Source organism: Caulobacter sp. RHG1 (assembly GCF_013181195.1).
Lineage (GTDB): Bacteria > Pseudomonadota > Alphaproteobacteria > Caulobacterales > Caulobacteraceae > Caulobacter.
Genome location: NZ_SMZP01000001.1, coordinates 75,095 through 90,982 on the forward strand (window position 1 = coordinate 75,095; position 15,888 = coordinate 90,982).

Below are 15,888 nucleotides of genomic sequence, written 5' to 3' on the forward strand. Positions count from 1 at the left end.
GATATGAGCGATCGTTCCGCCCTCTTCGACGTACGCTCCTCCACGAGCGTCACCCTCGATCAGGTCGTTCGCCCGCAGACGCTGGAAATCCCGGCCGAGGCGCCGCTGGCCATGCCGGTCCAGCCGCTGGGCTTCTGGCAAGGCGGCCCGCGCCGCGCCACGGCGCTGGGCGTCAACATGCGCCTGCGCCGCTGGATCATCGCCGCCGCCACCCTGGTCATGGGCTTCGCCGGCTGGAAGGCCACCTTCGACACCATCGCGCTGGGCGGCGTCACCCGCCTGGAGGGCGTGGTGCTGGTGTTGCTGGCCCCGCTGTTCCTGGCTTTGTCGCTGTGGTTCTGCACGGCCGTCGCCGGCTTCGCGATCCTGCTGGGCAAGCCCAAGGATCCACTGGGCATCGACAGCGAGACCCCGACGCCCAAGCTGCACACGCGCACCGCCATCCTGATGCCCGTGCACAACGAGGACGCCGCCGCCGTCTTCGCCCGCCTGCGCGCCATGGACGCCTCGATCGCCGAGACGGGCATGAGCCGCCACTTCGACATCTTCGTCCTCAGCGACACCCGCGACGCCCAGGTGGCCCTGGCCGAGCAGGCCTGCTTCGCCCGCTTCCGCCGCGAAGCCCACAGCCACGTCTTCTATCGCGTCCGCAAGGAAAACACGGGCCGCAAGGCCGGCAACGTCGCCGACTGGGTGCGCCGCTGGGGCAGCGCCTACGAGCACATGCTGGTCCTGGACGCCGACAGCCTGATGACCGGCGACGCCATGGTCCGCCTGGCCGACGCCATGGAGCGTCACCCCGGCGCCGGTCTGATCCAGACCATGCCGATGATCGTCAACGCCCAGACGATCTTCGCCCGCACCCTGCAGTTCGCCACCCGCCTGTACGGCCGCGTCGCCTGGACCGGCCTGGCCTGGTGGTCGGGCACCGAGAGCTCGTTCTGGGGCCACAACGCCATCGTCCGCACGCGCGCCTTCGCCGAGACCTGCGGCCTGCCCTCGCTGGGCGGCCCCAAGCCGTTCGGCGGCGAGGTGATGAGCCACGACGCCCTGGAAAGCGCCCTGCTGCGCCGCGGCGGCTGGAGCGTCCACCTGGCCCCCTATCTGGAAGGCTCGTACGAGGAGAGCCCCTCGAACCTGCTGGACTTCGCCACCCGCGACCGTCGCTGGTGCCGCGGCAACGTCCAGCACCTGCCGCTGATCGCCCTGCCCGGCCTGCACCTGATGAGCCGCATGCACCTGGTGATCGGCGTGCTCAGCTACGTCCTGTCGCCGCTGTGGTTCATCGCCCTGTCGGCCGGCGTCACCTCGCGCGCCCTGATGCCCGAGCTGAAGAAGGCGGCCTTCACCATGGCCGACCTGCAAGCGGCCGCGCATGCCCTGATCGACTGGCGCGAGATCCAGGCCACCGCCTGGGCCATGATCATCACCTTCGTGCTGCTGTTCGGCCCCAAGATCCTGGGCTCGATCCTGGTGTTCTCGCGCAAGGCCGAGACCAAGGGCTTCGGCGGCAAACGCCGCGTCGCCGCCGGTCTGGCCGTCGAGATGCTGCTCTCGGCCCTGGTCGCTCCGATGCTGATGTTCACCCAGACCCGGGCGATCATCGAGATCATGGCCGGCAAGGTCGGCGGCTGGGCCACCCAGCGCCGCGACGCCGACAAGGTCAGCTTCAAGGAGGCCTCGGCCGCCATGGGCTGGATCAGCGCCACGGGCCTGGTCCTGGCCGGCATGTTCTGGTTCACGCCGGACCTGTTCACCGCCACCATCCCGATCCTGATGGGTCTCGTTTTGGCTGTGCCGCTGACCATGCTGGGCGCCAACAAGATCGCCGGCCTGAAGGTCAAGGCCAACGGCCTGTTCATGACCCCGGAAGAGCGCCGCCCGCCGGCCATCGTCCGCGCGGCCCTGGGAGCCTCGTGCGAGCCGCCGATCCGCTGGTTCGCCCGTCACGGCCGCCCGATCGGTCCGTCGGACGAGGTCCGCGACGCCGCCTGATTTAACCTTCCCCGGGCTGGTCGTACCCGGCTTGGGGAGGTAGAAGCGCGCTTCGTTCAATCCGAAGCGGAGCGCCGTCTTGTCGCGTCTGTTCAGCGCCTATGTGATCGTCGACTGGAGCGCGGCGGCCAAGCCGACCACGGGCGCGGACTCCATCTGGATCGGCGTGCTCAAGCGCGACGTCCGCTTCCGCCTGACCTTCGAGAGCTTCAACCCGGCCACCCGCGCCGAAGCCGAGACCCGGCTGGCGGCGATCCTGGACGACCTGAAGAAGCGCGGCGAGCGGGCCCTGGTCGGCTTCGACTTCCCGCTGGGCTTCCCCCGCGGGCTGTCGCAGGCCCTGGCCCTGCCCGGCGAGACGCCCTGGCGCGCGGTCTGGGATCAACTGGCCAAGATGGTCAAGGACAAGGCCGACAACACCAACAACCGCTTCGGCGTCGGCTCGGAGATCAACCGACGCCTGACCGGCGGGCCATTCCCGTTCTGGGGCTGTCCGCCCAAGGACGCCCTGACGACCCTGCAGCCCAAGCGCACGCGCGATCATGGCGAGGGCGACCTGCCCGAGTTCCGCTACGCCGATCAGGCCGCCAAGGGCGCGCACGCGATCTGGAAGCTCTATTACAACGGCTCGGTCGGCGGTCAGGCGATCATGGGTATCCCGGCCGTGCGCCGCCTGAAGGACGCCCGCGGCGACACACTGCGGGTGTGGCCGTTCGAGACGGGCTTCAAGAGCCTGACCGAGGCCGATCTGGACGGCGTCGCCACCGTGGTGGCCGAGGTCTATCCGTCGCTGATCAAGCCCGTCCCCGCCCCCGGCGAGGTCAAGGACCTGGCCCAGGTGCGCAGCCTGGCCGAACACTTCGCCAAGCTGGACGAAGCCGGCAAGCTTGGCGCGGCCTTCGCGGCGCCGAAGGGCTTGGCGGAGGATGCGCTAACGGCGGCGGAGACCGAAGAAGGCTGGATCCTGGGGGCCTAGGCCCCCTCCTCCGCCAGCTTGCGATCGCGCGCGTCCAGCATCCTGAACCGCGCCAGCAGGAACCCCATCGCCAGGAAGCTGGTGACGATCACCGAAATCACCACCCCGTTCAGGCCCATGCCGCGCGGGATGGCCAGCCACCAGGCCAGCGGACCCATGACGAAGGCGTAGCTGATCAGGTGGGTGATGGTCGGGACCCAGACTTCGCCCCTTGCGCGCAGGGCCTGGGCGGCGACCACCTGCACGGCGTCCGGAGCCAGGAACAGACAGGTCAGCACAAGGGCCGGCAGGATCAGCTCCAGCGCCGCCGGATCGGTGGTGTAGGCCACGGCCACCCAGCTCTTCAGCGGATACAGCAGCAGGGCCGCGGCCAGGCCGACGACGCCGGTGACGGCGAAGGCGATCCAGCCGGCGCGCTTCATGCCCGCCGGGTCGCGCGCCCCGTAAGCCCGTCCCACCTGCACGGCGGTGGCCGAGGCGATGCCCAGCGGGATCATGAAGATCACGGCGGCCACGTTCAGCACCACCGCCCAGGCGGCGACGGCCAGGCCGCCGATCCAGCCGGCCACCAGGTTCATGCCGGCGAAGGCCGAGACCTCGAAGAAGTTGGATGCGCCCGCGCCGTAGCCGATGCGGCGCTGCTCGATCTCGGCGGGGCGGTCGCGAGCGGGCTTGTCGAAGACGCCCAGCGCGCGGGCCTCCTTCATGCGCAGCACATAGATGGCCAGGGCCAGCAGCAGCGCGCTGCGGGCGATGAAGGTCGACCAGGCTCCGCCCGTCGCGCCCAGGGCCGGCAGGCCGAAGGTTCCGGGCACCAGCACCAGGTTGGCGGCCAGGTTGACGATATTGGCCAGCCACATGAACACCGCGCCGGGCCCGGGCTTGGCCAAGCCCTCCAGCCAGAAGGTCAGGGCCACCGAGACGGCGTAGACCGGCAGCGACAGCGAGAAGACGATCATCGGGATGGCCGCGCCTTCCGCCAGGCCGTCCTTGAGGCCCAGGCTGCTCAGGAACAGCGGCCCGAACAGCGCCAGCAGCGCGCCCGAGCCCAGGCCCAGCCAGGCGCTGTAGCTGAGGCCCCGCCGCAGCACCGCGCCGGTCTCGTTCCGTCGGCCCGCCCCAACCGCGCGGGCGGTCATGACCTGAATCCCGACCAGCAGACCGACATTCATGGTGATGAAGATCGACGACGGCGCCCAGGCCATGGCGTGGAAGCCCAGCTCGCGCGCCGAGAAGTGGCCCACCACGATGGCGTCGGTCAGGCCCATGATCATGATGCCCAGGCGCGACAGCACGACCGGCCCCGACAGGCGCAGCAGCTCGATCAGGTCGGTGGTGATCGGGCCGCGCCGCATGATCATGCCTCGGACAAAGGGCGGGCAACCTGACCCATGCCCGATTTTCGGGCAACCCGCTTTCAGCAAGGCTTGGAACATCGGCGGACGCGAGTGGTTTACGGGGCTCAGCGCAGGAGCAAGTCATGGCCGACACCGACACCCCGCAGCACGAAGCCGCCGCCGACCGCATCGCCCAGGCCTATCGCGACATCCAAGCGCCGCTGGACGCCAAGGAAGAGCGCTCCTTCCAGCCTGACGAGGACGACAAGGAAGCCATGCAGGCCGGCGCCCGCCCCTACCCAGCTCCGCCCTTCCCCGAGCAACACCAAACCAAGCCCGGCGACGAATACGCCCTCGATCCGGCTCCGATGTATGACGCGCCGTTCTACAAGGGCTCGGGCAAGCTGGAGGGCAAGGTCGCCCTGATCACCGGCGCCGACAGCGGCATCGGCCGGGCCGTGGCCGTGCTGTTCGCCCGCGAGGGCGCGGATGTGGCCATCGCCTATCTCTCGGAAGACAAGGACGCGCAGGAAACAAAGGCTGCCGTCGAAAAGGAGGGCAAGCGCGCCATCCTGCTGCCCGGCGACGTGGCCGACTCCGCCTACGCCAAGGACGCGGTGGCCAAGACCCTGGAAGCGTTCGGCCGCCTAGACGTGCTGGTCAACAACGCCGCCTTCCAGGAACACGTGCTGGACTTCGAGGACCTGACCGAAGAGCACTTCGACCGAACGCTGCGCACCAATCTCTATGGCTATTTCCATATGGCCAAGGCGGCGGTGAAGCACCTGCCCCGGGGCGGCTCGATCATCAATACCGGCTCGGTCACCGGCCTGCTGGGCAACAAGGACCTGCTGGACTACTCCCTGACCAAGGGCGGCATCCACGCCTTCACCCGCTCGCTGGCCACGCACCTGATCGAGCGCGGCATCAGAGTGAACGCCGTGGCCCCAGGGCCGGTCTGGACGCCGCTGAACCCGGCCGACAAGCTGGCCAAGCAGGTCGCCCAGTTCGGCGGCAAGACCCCGATGGGCCGACCCGCTCAGCCGGAGGAGATCGCCCCAGCCTATGTGTTTTTGGCCTCGCCGCAGACGTCCAGCTACATCACCGGCGAGATCCTGCCGATCATTGGCGGGTACAACGGGGGCTAGGCCCCCGCTACCAGCGCCTCAGTGCGGCCAGACCTCTTCCAGAACCTTGACCTGGCCGTCCTTGAGGCTGACCTCCATCGAGGGCTCTTCGGGCTTACCCGCCGCAAACAGCTCGTAGATCACCATGCCGTCGTTCTGGGCGCTCTCGATCACCCGCACCGGCGTGATCTTCTTGCCCGAGGCGGCCGCGGCGTCGCGCACCGGTTTTGGCGCGGAGGCCCAGGCGATGTCGCGCTGTGTCTCGACGATCTCCCAGCCGCCGTTCTTCTCCAGCAGGTCGAACTCGATCTCCGAGCCATCGGGCATGGTCCCCTCGACATCGTAGTATCGGCGGTCTTCCCGCTCCTTCAACTCGGCTTCCTTGATCGTCATTGTCGGGGCGGCGGCCTTCACGACCTTGACCACGGCGGCGGGCAGATCCTTGGGCGCGACCTGGGTGATCTTGGTCTTGGGGGCGTCGGCGAAAGCCAGCGGCGCCAGGGCCAATACGGCGGCGATAGCCGCAGAAGACGTCAGGATGAGGGGGCGGTTCATGGCGTTCTCCCGTTCGTGAAGCCGCTGTCCTAACGCCCGCGCGCTGACATCGGCCTGACGCATGGTATCCAATCGCCTCGTCTAATGGAGTCGCCAATGGCCCGCCGAGTCGCCCTCGTGTCCCTGCTGGTCGCCGACTACGACGAGGCCATCGCCTTCTATGTCGGCAAGCTGGGCTTCTCCCTGGTCGAAGACACCGACATGGGCGGCGACAAGCGCTGGGTCGTGGTCTCGCCCGGAACCGAAGGGACCGACTTCCTGCTGGCCCGCGCGGTCGACGCGCAGGCCCAGGCGATCGGCAACCAGGGCGGTGGCCGGGTCTGGCTGTTCCTGCACACCGACGACTTCGCCGGCGACTTCGCCCGCATGACCGCCGCCGGCGTGCGGTTCCTGGAAGCGCCGCGCTTCGAGCCCTATGGCACGGTGGCGGTGTTCGAGGACCTGTCGGGCAACCGCTGGGACCTGCTGCAGCCAAAGGCTGGCTGACATGGGCCGCTTCCTCGCGCTCGCGGCCGTTCTCTTCGCCCTCTCCTCCCCGGCGTTCGCGGCCGACAAGATCCGGGTGCTGTATCTCGACCAGTCGGTCGGCTTCCGCCACGCGCCGGTCACGCGCCCCAAGAACAGCAACGGCCCGACCCAGTCGGAGCGCGTCCTGGCCGAGATCGCCGCCAAGTCGGGCGCCTTCACCGTCGAGTCGACCCAGGACGCCCGCACGATCACGCCCGAAAAGCTGAAGGACATCGACGTCCTGGCCTTCTACACGACCGGCGCCCTACCGATCGCGCCGCAGGCCTGGGCCGCCATCCAGTCATGGGTCGAGAGCGGCAAGGGCGGGTTTGTGGGCCTGCACAGCGCCACCGACACCGCCTGGCCCTATGACGGCCCGGGCCAGACCTACACCGCCTTCATCAACGGCAAGTTCGCCGGCCATCCCTGGACGCAGGGCACGCCTGTCACGATCCAGGCGCTGGGCGGCATTCATCCCACGACCAAGGCCTGGCCGGCGCGGTTCGCCTATGCCGAGGAAATCTACCAGTTCGCCGACTACGACCCCGCCAAGGTCCGGGCGCTGCAGGCCCTCGACTTCACCGACACCGTCCTGAAGCGACCGTGGTTCATCCCAATCACCTGGGCGCGTGAGATCGGCAAGGGTCGGCTGTTTTCGACCAGCCTGGGCCACACGCCCAGCACCTGGGACGACCCGCGTTTCCGGGCGCAGATCGTCGACGCCATCCGCTGGACCGCCCACCGCATGCCGGGCGGCGCCAAGCCCAATCCAGACGAACAGGCTCTGTGGGCGCTGCTTTCGCTGCTGGCCTATGACAACCGCCCGAAGGCCGAGGTCGAGACTCGCCTGGCGCGTCTCGCCAAAGCTGATCCGGCCTGGTTACGCGACACCGCCGCCCGCACCGCCGCCCTGCGCCCACTGTGGCCCGGCAAGCCGGACAGCGACCGCACCCGGTTCGATGCCGCCTACAAGGCGGTGCTTCAGGACGTACTGGCCAAGTCTGAAGGCTGATCGGGCCCGAAGGCATCGGCCGCATAGGTCCTAAGCTGACCGGCCACATCGACCGGCCAGGTCTCGATACGCGCCTCGAACGCCGCGTCGTCGCCGGCGAACAGCGCCCGCATGGCGTCCTCGAAGCCCCAGAGATCCCCGCCGATGGCTGAGGCGAAGCGATAGGCCGCTTCGCGCGCGGTGCGGATGCGGTCGGGCCCCTCGCTGGCCTTGCGCGCAGCCTCGACCAGCTTGCGCAGCGCCACCGACGCCCCGCCCGGCTGGGCCGCCAGCCAGTCCCAGTGGCGCGGCAACAGCGTGACCTCGCGAGCCGTCACGCCCAGCTTGGGCCGCCCTCGCCCGCGTGGCGCCTCCTCGGCCGGCGACAGACGACGGACAAGATCGACGGTGTCGCCGCTGAGATCGAAATCGATCGAGCGACCGTCGGGACCGAAGATCAGCACCCCTGCCTCACCGACAAGCGCTTGGGCGGCCAGGGCGGCCTCCAGCTGCGAGCCGGCGGCGATGCGGTCATGGCCGCGGAAGACGACATAGCGCTCCATCAATTCAGCCCCTTCGCGTTCAGGGCCTGAACCCAATGGTCGCGGCGATCCTTCAGCTTGCCGTTACGAGAGAAGGCGTCCAGCCCTTCGGTGTCGACCACCTCGACAGGTTCGAAGACGAACGCCGCCTCGCCATGCGCCTTCCAGGCGGCCTGCAGCGACGGTTCGCGGTGCGAGCCCAGTTTCAGCGTGAACCAGATCCCCGTCTGACGGGTCGCCAGGTCGGGCGTCGCGCCGACCCAGGCTTCGCCGGTGATCGTGCAGCGCACGGCATAGACGCCGGGCTCGACCTTGCGTTCCTTGTATGCGCGCAGCAGCGCCTTGCGTTCGGACATGATCGTCTCCTTCGAGACGGATTTTTACCCGGACGAAATATAAAGTCAATAATACCCGGGTAAATTACCCCTGCGGTGGCGTGCGATAGGCGACGTAGCCGCGCTCGACCATCCGCCGGGTGGCCTCGTAGACCGCCGACAGCTCCTCATAGGCGCTGCGAAGATGGGCCAGGCGGGCGACCTGGGCGTCGGTCAGGGTAGCGGCCGCTTCGGTCATGGTCGCGGCTTCGGCGACCCAGCGGCCGCGCGCGGTGGCGGCGGCGACCGCCAGACGCTGGAAACGCTCGGCGTCGGCATGGGGGATCGTGGCTCCCAGCACGGCCTTGTTCGAGGCGAAGGCGGTGTAGTCGATCTGTTCCAGATAGCCGCGCAGGCGGCGCTGAACCTGCGGATCGACGTCGCTGGGCTCGAAATGATCGCCGACCCGACGCGTACTGGAAGTCATGATCGCCATGACAGCCTCCCATCCGGCCCCATCCTGTTTCAGGGGCCGTTGGCGGAAGGCTGCGCCCGACTGCTTAACGACGCGTTGCGGCTGTCGCTGCGTTCGCCCCTCCGCCTCAGTAGATCAGCTTGCGGAAACCGATCCGGACCGTGCGCCCCAAGGGATCCAGGTAGTCGCGCTGATAGGCTTGCGGCGTATTGCCGCTTTGGTCGCGGACCGTCTGCTTGGCGTTGAAGATGTTCTCGAAGTTGAGCGACACGTTGCCGTTCTTCAACCACGGATACTTGGCGACCAGCGCCTTGTTGGACGTGTTGAGATTGGCGAAGCTCATCACCCCGACCGTCGCCAGGTCCGAGAAGTACAGTGTCTGGCCGCCGGCGGCGCCGCCGTTCACCCAGGTGGAGCCGCGCCAGGTTGCGTTGAAACGAACGCCCATGCCGTTGCGTGTGTAGCCGCCATTGGCCTGCACCTCGTGGCGGGCCTGACCGTTGCGCGCGCTGATCGCCGCCCCGTCCAACTGATCCAGCGTCGGCAGCCCCTTGCGGATGGTGATCTCATCGCTGAGTCGCCAGGTGTGATAGATCGAAAGCTGGATCATGCCCTGACCGGGCTTGGGCATGACGCTGGGCCCTGGACCGCCGGGACCACCTGGGCCACCACCGCCTTGCGCGCCGGGAGGCGGTCCGAAGCGCATCACGCCACCACCGCCGGGAGGACCACCCGGTCCACCCGGAGGGCCGCCCGGAGGGCCGCCCGGACGCCCGGGGGCCGCGGCGGTCGGCTTGCCGACCACTTTGAACAGGTTCAGGCCCCAGCGGATGTTCTCGTTCTCGGCGCTGGCGAAATTGACCGGCCGGGCGTCGATCGCCAGCAGCCGGCCAGCCGCATCCCGCGTGAACCGCTCTGGGAAGGCCCTTTCCAGGTCCGGCGTGATCTCCGGGAAGGACGCGATCATGTTCTTGGTCTGCGCCCGCGTGTAGGTCGCGCGCAGGGACAGGTCGATCTGCTCGAACGGCTTGTAGGTCGCGCTGAACGTGGAGACCGTGCGGTTGTCATTGCGCAGATTGGCGTTGCCGCCGGTCGTGCGCGAGATCAGGGCGCTCTGTCCGGTGCTGAAATCGAAGACCACGATGTTGGGCGTCACCAGGATCGGATCGTTGATCTGGTTGGTGCTGGGCGCGCCCTGCTCATCGGTGTAGCTGGCCAGGAAGCTGACGCCTTTGACTGGGGTGGTCCAGTTGAGGCTGCCGCCCAGCGTGGTCAGCCCACCCAGGTCCGACAGTTCCTCGTACTCGAAATTGGCGCTGGCCGAGAGATCGCCGGCCTTGGCCAGGAAGCTCCGTCGGGCGCTGGTCAGGGGCACCGTGACATTGCCCTGCACGCTCTGGCGGTCGCGACTGACGCCGCGCGTTGTGGTCACGCCGGAGCGCACGGTCTTGGAGTCCAGTTCGCGGGTGTCCACGCCCAGCTTGAACGACGACTGGATGGGACCGGCCGGGGCCTCGAACAGGGTCCCGTTCAACAGCAGGTCGGCGCTGGCCGAGGTCGAGACCGAGTGGGCGGTGTCGGGCGCCATGGCCTTGTAGAGCGAGGGCGAGATCACCCCGAACGGGTTGACCGTCGGATCGCCGGCCGCCACCGCCGCCTGGAAGGCCGAGGCGTCAAAGCCGCGTCCCGTGGTGGTGTCGCTGACGATACGGTCAAAGTCGCCATTGGCGGCCCAGCGCCAGGAGCCCAGCCGGCCGTTGGCGGCCATCGCCAGCTGGGTCCGCAGGGTGTCGCTTTCCCGCGCCAGGGCGCTGGGGGCGTTGATGAAGCGATAACCGGTCACCGCATTGGAGAACGGCGAGAACGGGCTGCCCGCCGGCAGGCTGAAGGTCACGCCAGGCAAGCCCAGCAGCATCTCGGTATGGGTGTCCTCGAGATTGCCGCTCAGCGTCAGCAAGGTCTGCTTGCCCAGGCTGCCGGTACGCGCCCCGCGCAGGGTCAGCTTCTCCGACTGCGGCAGCAGCCCGCGGGCGGCGGTCAGGTCGCCGGTGTTGTAGCGGCCGGCCAAGCCCGCGAAGTCGGCCAGGGCCGCACGACCCGCCGCGGCGGAAGTCGGTACGCCGGCGAAGGTCACCGTCGAGCCGGCCAGGGCCGACAGAGCCGGATCGATCTCGGCCCCGCCACCGATATTGCCGGTCAGATCGAAGGGCTGGCCGCCCGGCGAGCGGACGATGTCGCGGTCGGTCTCCAGCAGCTTGGGTTGGTGCTGGAACGAGACGTCGACGTTCCAGCGCTTGTCGCCGTTGATGTTCAGGCGGTTGCCCTGCAGCGTCGAGATCGTGCGCCCGCCGTCGGTGGCGATCCGGGCCAACCCCTCCACCATCTTCGAATTGAAGTTCTTCTTGAGGATGATGTTCAGCACCCGCTGGTCGGCCTTGTAGCCCTGGCTGAGCGCGACTTCCTCGGGATAGATCTCGAACCGCTGGATGGCCTCGGGCGGGATGCCCTGCATCTCCTGCATGCCCGAGATGCGGCGGCCGTTGACCAGCATGACCGGCGGACCGCTGTCGCGGCCCCGGGTGCCCTGCAGCTGCGGCACCAGGATGTTGATGGCATCCAGAAGGTTGCTGGCTCCCAGGCTCTGGATCGCCTCCTCGTCCATGACGAAGTCCGGTTCGATCGGCGTATCGACCTTGCCGCGTCGCTCGGCCTCGACGGTCAGGCTGTCGACCTCATTGGGCGCCTCGTCCTGCTCGCGGGCCTTGGCCTGTCCTTCCACGACCGCCACAGGCGCGAGCGCCGGAGGCGCGACGGAAGGGTCAAGAGCGGCGGCGGCCATTCCATAGAGCAGGATGGTCGAAGGGGTCATGTCGGCCCACAAAATCGGAGGTTGCGCGAGTACGCTCACTAAGAGCCTCGCAGCTGCGCTGCAACGCCCCCGAGCATTAAGGCCAAGCTTTTGCGGCATAAAGCGCACACGGGTGTGTCTCTTCTCGCCAAGATCACGGCGACGCTCACGAAATCCGGCCACATTGCCGGCTTTTCGCGGCTGCTGCGGAAACGATGTTGCGACCCGGAAACAAAAACCGCGCGCCCGATGCCAGGCGCGCGGTTCGAGAGTGGAGCCTCACCGTGGGCGAGGCCGGTACAATCTGGAGCTGTCAGCGCTCTTCGAAGGCCTGGAAGCCGCCGTAGATCATGCGCTTGCCGTCGAACGGGGCGTTCTGCATGGAGCCCTTCAGGCGCTCGTCAGCCATCACCTTGGCGTTCACCGCGTCGCGGGTCTCGCGGTCCTTGTAGGTGATCCACGAGAACACCACGACCTCGTCGTCCTTGGCCTGGACGGCGCGCGGGAACGAGGTCAGCTCGCCATAGGGCACATCGTCGCCGATACATTCGACGTACGACAGAGCGCCATGCTCCATCCAGACCTCGGCCCCCAATCGGGCCATCGCCTTGTAGGCGTCCAGTTTGTCCTTCGGCACCGCGAGTACGAAACCATCGACATAGGCCATGACGTTTCCTCCGCTTTGAGTTGGCGTTGTCGAAGACAAGGACGTTCAGGGAGCGGCCGTTCCGACACTGCCCTCGCGAATTTTCGCGATCAGGCCGGTGATGGCCTTGGCGTGACCGTTCGACAGGTCGTTGTCCGGGAACACGGCCAAGGGGACATTGGGGACCAGCCCCCTGCCCTCCAGGTCTTCGCCCTTGGGCCCCTTGTACAGCTCGGCCGGAAGGGCCAGCGCCCAGCCGTTCGGCAGAGGCTTGGGCAGCTGATCCGAGAACGCTCCGCGCGTCGTCCCGCCTACCTGGGTGACGTTAGGCAGGGCCTTCATCATCAGAGTGAAGGTCTCGCCGGCGCTGACCGTGACGTCGCTGGTGACCAGATAGACCGGCCCAGTGAAGCGCGCGCCGGTGGCCGGCTCGATGCGGATCGGCTGCGGCGGCGCCTTGGCCCCGACCGGGACCTTGGAATAGGCCACGCGCGGCTGATCGGTGAAGCGGGCCGCGATCCGCTGGCTGATAGTGTCGTAACCGCCGCGGTTGTTGCTGATGTCGACGATCACCGCCTTCGAGCCGGCAAAGGCGCCCAAGGCCTCGTCCAGTACGACATCCAGCGGCCGGGGATCATCCGGCGCGGCGTTGCGGGCGAAGGCGCCCATGGTGACGATGTTGATGTAGCCGATGTCGCCGGCCAGGCCCCAGAACACGCGGTTATTGGCGGTCTGGCGGCCACGGCCTTCCAGCACCTGGGACAGGATCCCCTCGCGATAGGCGGCCAGCCAGGCCTTCTCGCCGCCGGTCGGGTCGGCCGCCAGCACGCGGGCCAGGGTCGCCGGACCGCCCGGTTCCAGGTCACGCTGGGAGCCGGCGACCACGCCGTGCAGCTCGACATGCGGATCGTCGATGCCGGCCAGCAGGCCCGACAGAGCCGTCCACAGTTGGGCGTCGGTTGCGGCAGGGCTCACCTCGGCCAGGGCGGCCGTCTTGCGCGCCGTCCAGTCCAGCTTTCGCTCGGCCGAGCGCGGATAGTAGTCGGCGAAGGTGTCGGCGACGAAGGTCACGATCCGGTCGGGCGTCCAGCCCGCGGCGCTGATGCAGGCGTTGGGCAGGTTCGGCAGCTTGTCGAACAGGTAGCGCGTGCCGTCGGGATCGCCGGTCAGAGTCACGACGCCCTGTCCTTCGGCGCGCCACTGGCTCAGCACGCCGTCCGGGTCCGGCTCGCGACGCGGATCAGGATAGCAGGCCTCGCCGGCGGTCTGGAACAGTTGCGCGCCCTCGGGCCCAAACTGCACGATCCAGCCATAGCCCCGCGCCTTCCACGCCCCCCGCAGCTCGGCGGCCACGAAACCGCCCTTAGGCTGCACTGGCCAGAACGGGCTTTCGGCCAGCACCGGCGTGGCGATAGCGAGGACGGCGACGGCCGCCAGGAGACTCAAGCGTTTCATGGGCGCGACGGTGAAGCCCTCTCCCCCGCCGCGCCAGTGAAAAAGCCGTCAGTCGGCCTTCAGATAGATCTCCGAGCCCTGTTCCTTAAACTTCTCGCTCATCTCGGCCATGCCCAACTCGGCGCTGTTGGGCGCCAGGCCCGCCGCGAAGTCGCGGACTTCGTGGCTGATCTTCATCGAGCAGAACTTGGGGCCGCACATCGAGCAGAAGTGAGCGGTCTTGTGCGCCTCCTTCGGCAGGGTCTCATCGTGGAACTTGCGGGCGGTCTCGGGGTCCAGGCCCAGGTTGAACTGGTCCTCCCAGCGGAACTCGAAGCGCGCGCGGCTGATGGCGTCGTCCCACATCGCCGCGCCCGGGTGGCCCTTGGCGAGGTCGGCGGCGTGGGCGGCCAGCTTGTAGGTGATGACGCCCGTCTTCACGTCGTCGCGGTCCGGCAGGCCCAGGTGCTCCTTGGGCGTGACATAGCAGAGCATCGCCGTGCCGAACCAGCCGATCATCGCCGCGCCGATCGCCGAGGTGATGTGGTCGTAGCCAGGCGCGATGTCGGTGGTCAACGGGCCGAGGGTGTAGAAGGGGGCCTCGTGGCAGTGCTTCAGCTGCTCGTCCATGTTGGCCTTGATCTTGTGCATGGCCACGTGGCCCGGCCCCTCGATCATCACCTGGACGCCGTGGTTCCAAGCCACCTTGGTCAGCTCGCCCAGGGTGCGCAGTTCCGAGAACTGGGCCTCGTCATTGGCGTCGGCGGTCGAGCCCGGACGCAGGCCGTCGCCCAGCGAGAACGAGACGTCATACGCGCGCATGATCTCGCAGATGTCCTCGAAGCGCTCGTAGAGGAAGTTCTCCTTGTGGTGCGCCAGGCACCACTTGGCCATGATCGAGCCGCCACGCGAGACGATGCCGGTGACGCGCTTGGCGGTCATCGGCACGAACGGCAGGCGCACGCCGGCATGGATGGTGAAGTAGTCGACGCCCTGTTCGCACTGCTCGATCAGGGTGTCGCGGAAGACCTCCCAGTTCAGGTCCTCGGCCACGCCGTTGACCTTCTCCAGCGCCTGGTAGATCGGCACCGTGCCGATCGGGACGCTGGAATTGCGGATGATCCAGTCGCGGATGTTGTGGATGTTGCGGCCGGTCGACAGGTCCATGACCGTGTCGGCGCCCCAGCGCGTGGCCCAGACCAGCTTGTCGACCTCGTCGGCGACGGTGCCCAGCACGGCCGAATTGCCGATGTTGGCGTTGATCTTGACCAGGAAGTTGCGGCCGATCGCCATCGGCTCCAGCTCGCCGTGGTTGATGTTGGCCGGGATGATGGCGCGGCCGCGGGCGATTTCCTGGCGCACGAACTCGGGCGTCACGAAGTCGGGGATCGAGGCGCCGAAGTCCTCGCCATCGCGCACGCACGGGGCGTTCTGCTCGCGGCGCAGGTTCTCGCGGATGGCGACATATTCCATCTCGGCCGTGATGATCCCGGCGCGGGCGTATTCCAGCTGGGTGACCAGCTTGCCGGGCTTGCTGCGATAGATCTTGCGGCTGGCGTCGGGGAATTCGGGGGCCAGGTGCTTGCCCTGGGCGAAGCCGTTGTCCTCGGGCTTCACCTGGCGGGGATCGGTGACGATCTCGACGTCGCCGCGCGCCACGACGAAGGCTTCGCGCGAGCGCGGCAGGCCCTTCTCGATGTCGATGGCCACGCTGGGGTCGGTATAGGGGCCCGACGGGTCGTAGATGGTCACCGGCGGCTCGTTGGCCGACGGGTGGACGGCGACCTCGCGGAACGGCACGCGCAGGTCGGGGAACAGCTCGCCGGCCTGATAGACCTTGCGCGAGCCGGGCACAGGGCCGGTCGACAGGGTTTCGGCCACGGATTTGATGGTGGTCTGGATATTCATTTCGGGCGCTCCTCAAGCTTCAAGGAGACCCGGACGTGTCGCGCTAAGTCGGTTTACGGACGGAGTTTCGGCCCCTACCCGCGTTCCCTCCCTTCGCCGGCATGACCCGGATCAGGTTCGACGGGTCAGGGCGAAAGCCCAATCTCAGCCGCGCAAGCGACCCCCCGGTGAACAATGGCCGGACACTAGGCGGGTTGGCGGAGAGGTCAAGGGCGCGGCGCGACAAGCAACCC

At 68.1% G+C, this 15,888-nt stretch carries 14 protein-coding genes and 1 riboswitch; of the genes, 5 read left to right on the plus strand and 9 right to left on the minus strand.

Annotation, left to right across the window (positions count from 1 at the left end):
- Positions 1 to 3: 3 nt before the first annotated feature.
- Both mdoH and E1H18_RS00425 read left to right on the plus strand, forming a co-directional pair.
- Complete coding sequence (gene mdoH, locus E1H18_RS00420; RefSeq protein WP_172262634.1) at positions 4 to 1,995, plus strand: glucans biosynthesis glucosyltransferase MdoH; 1,992 nt, start codon at positions 4 to 6, stop codon at positions 1,993 to 1,995.
- 79 nt (positions 1,996 to 2,074) lie between these two features.
- Entirely contained in the window at positions 2,075 to 2,971 is an 897-nt protein-coding gene (locus E1H18_RS00425) for a cobalamin biosynthesis protein CbiG (protein ID WP_172262636.1), read from the plus strand.
- Here E1H18_RS00425 and E1H18_RS00430 read toward each other — a convergent pair.
- A complete protein-coding gene (locus E1H18_RS00430) occupies positions 2,968 to 4,332 on the minus strand; it encodes an MATE family efflux transporter (protein ID WP_172262638.1) in 1,365 nt (454 codons plus the stop codon). The two genes, E1H18_RS00425 and E1H18_RS00430, sit on opposite strands and share 4 nt — an antisense overlap.
- Before the next feature lie 119 nt (positions 4,333 to 4,451).
- On the opposite strand from E1H18_RS00430, the gene E1H18_RS00435 reads away from it, so the two are divergent.
- Positions 4,452 to 5,456, plus strand: coding sequence for an SDR family oxidoreductase (locus E1H18_RS00435; protein WP_172262640.1), 1,005 nt, complete (start codon positions 4,452 to 4,454; stop codon positions 5,454 to 5,456).
- An 18-nt stretch (positions 5,457 to 5,474) separates the two neighbouring features.
- On the opposite strand, the gene E1H18_RS00440 is transcribed toward E1H18_RS00435, so the two are convergent.
- Positions 5,475 to 5,990, minus strand: a complete 516-nt coding sequence (locus tag E1H18_RS00440) for a PepSY domain-containing protein (RefSeq protein ID WP_172262642.1) — start codon at positions 5,988 to 5,990, stop codon at positions 5,475 to 5,477.
- A 96-nt stretch (positions 5,991 to 6,086) separates the two neighbouring features.
- Between E1H18_RS00440 and E1H18_RS00445 the strand changes: the two genes are divergently transcribed.
- Together E1H18_RS00445 and E1H18_RS00450 are read left to right on the plus strand one after the other, a co-directional pair.
- Entirely contained in the window at positions 6,087 to 6,476 is a 390-nt protein-coding gene (locus tag E1H18_RS00445) for a VOC family protein (RefSeq protein WP_172262644.1), read from the plus strand.
- A gap of 1 nt (position 6,477) precedes the next feature.
- On the plus strand, positions 6,478 to 7,509 hold the full coding sequence (locus E1H18_RS00450) for a ThuA domain-containing protein (protein WP_172262646.1): 1,032 nt from the start codon (positions 6,478 to 6,480) through the stop codon (positions 7,507 to 7,509).
- On the opposite strand, the gene E1H18_RS00455 is transcribed toward E1H18_RS00450, so the two are convergent.
- From E1H18_RS00455 to thiC, 7 genes are all read right to left on the minus strand, one after another.
- Positions 7,479 to 8,054, minus strand: a complete 576-nt coding sequence (locus E1H18_RS00455) for a DUF2239 family protein (RefSeq protein ID WP_370526381.1) — start codon at positions 8,052 to 8,054, stop codon at positions 7,479 to 7,481. The genes E1H18_RS00450 and E1H18_RS00455 overlap by 31 nt on opposite strands.
- Positions 8,051 to 8,386: a GIY-YIG nuclease family protein gene (locus E1H18_RS00460; RefSeq protein ID WP_172262650.1), complete on the minus strand. Its 336-nt coding sequence runs from the start codon at positions 8,384 to 8,386 to the stop codon at positions 8,051 to 8,053. The genes E1H18_RS00455 and E1H18_RS00460 overlap by 4 nt, the downstream gene beginning before the upstream one ends.
- A gap of 64 nt (positions 8,387 to 8,450) precedes the next feature.
- Positions 8,451 to 8,840, minus strand: a complete 390-nt coding sequence (locus tag E1H18_RS00465) for a hypothetical protein (RefSeq protein WP_172262652.1) — start codon at positions 8,838 to 8,840, stop codon at positions 8,451 to 8,453.
- Between the two features lie 106 nt (positions 8,841 to 8,946).
- On the minus strand, positions 8,947 to 11,688 hold the full coding sequence (locus E1H18_RS00470) for a Plug domain-containing protein (RefSeq protein WP_172262654.1): 2,742 nt from the start codon (positions 11,686 to 11,688) through the stop codon (positions 8,947 to 8,949).
- 292 nt (positions 11,689 to 11,980) lie between these two features.
- A complete protein-coding gene (locus tag E1H18_RS00475; protein ID WP_172262656.1) occupies positions 11,981 to 12,334 on the minus strand; it encodes a DUF1428 domain-containing protein in 354 nt (117 codons plus the stop codon).
- Between the two features lie 45 nt (positions 12,335 to 12,379).
- Complete coding sequence (locus E1H18_RS00480; RefSeq protein ID WP_172262658.1) at positions 12,380 to 13,768, minus strand: S41 family peptidase; 1,389 nt, start codon at positions 13,766 to 13,768, stop codon at positions 12,380 to 12,382.
- 48 nt (positions 13,769 to 13,816) lie between these two features.
- The gene (thiC, locus tag E1H18_RS00485; RefSeq protein WP_172262660.1) at positions 13,817 to 15,655 is read right to left on the minus strand and encodes a phosphomethylpyrimidine synthase ThiC; all 1,839 of its coding nucleotides are present in this window, start codon (positions 15,653 to 15,655) and stop codon (positions 13,817 to 13,819) included.
- A 71-nt stretch (positions 15,656 to 15,726) separates the two neighbouring features.
- A riboswitch (TPP riboswitch) is annotated at positions 15,727 to 15,832 on the minus strand.
- Positions 15,833 to 15,888: the final 56 nt, after the last annotated feature.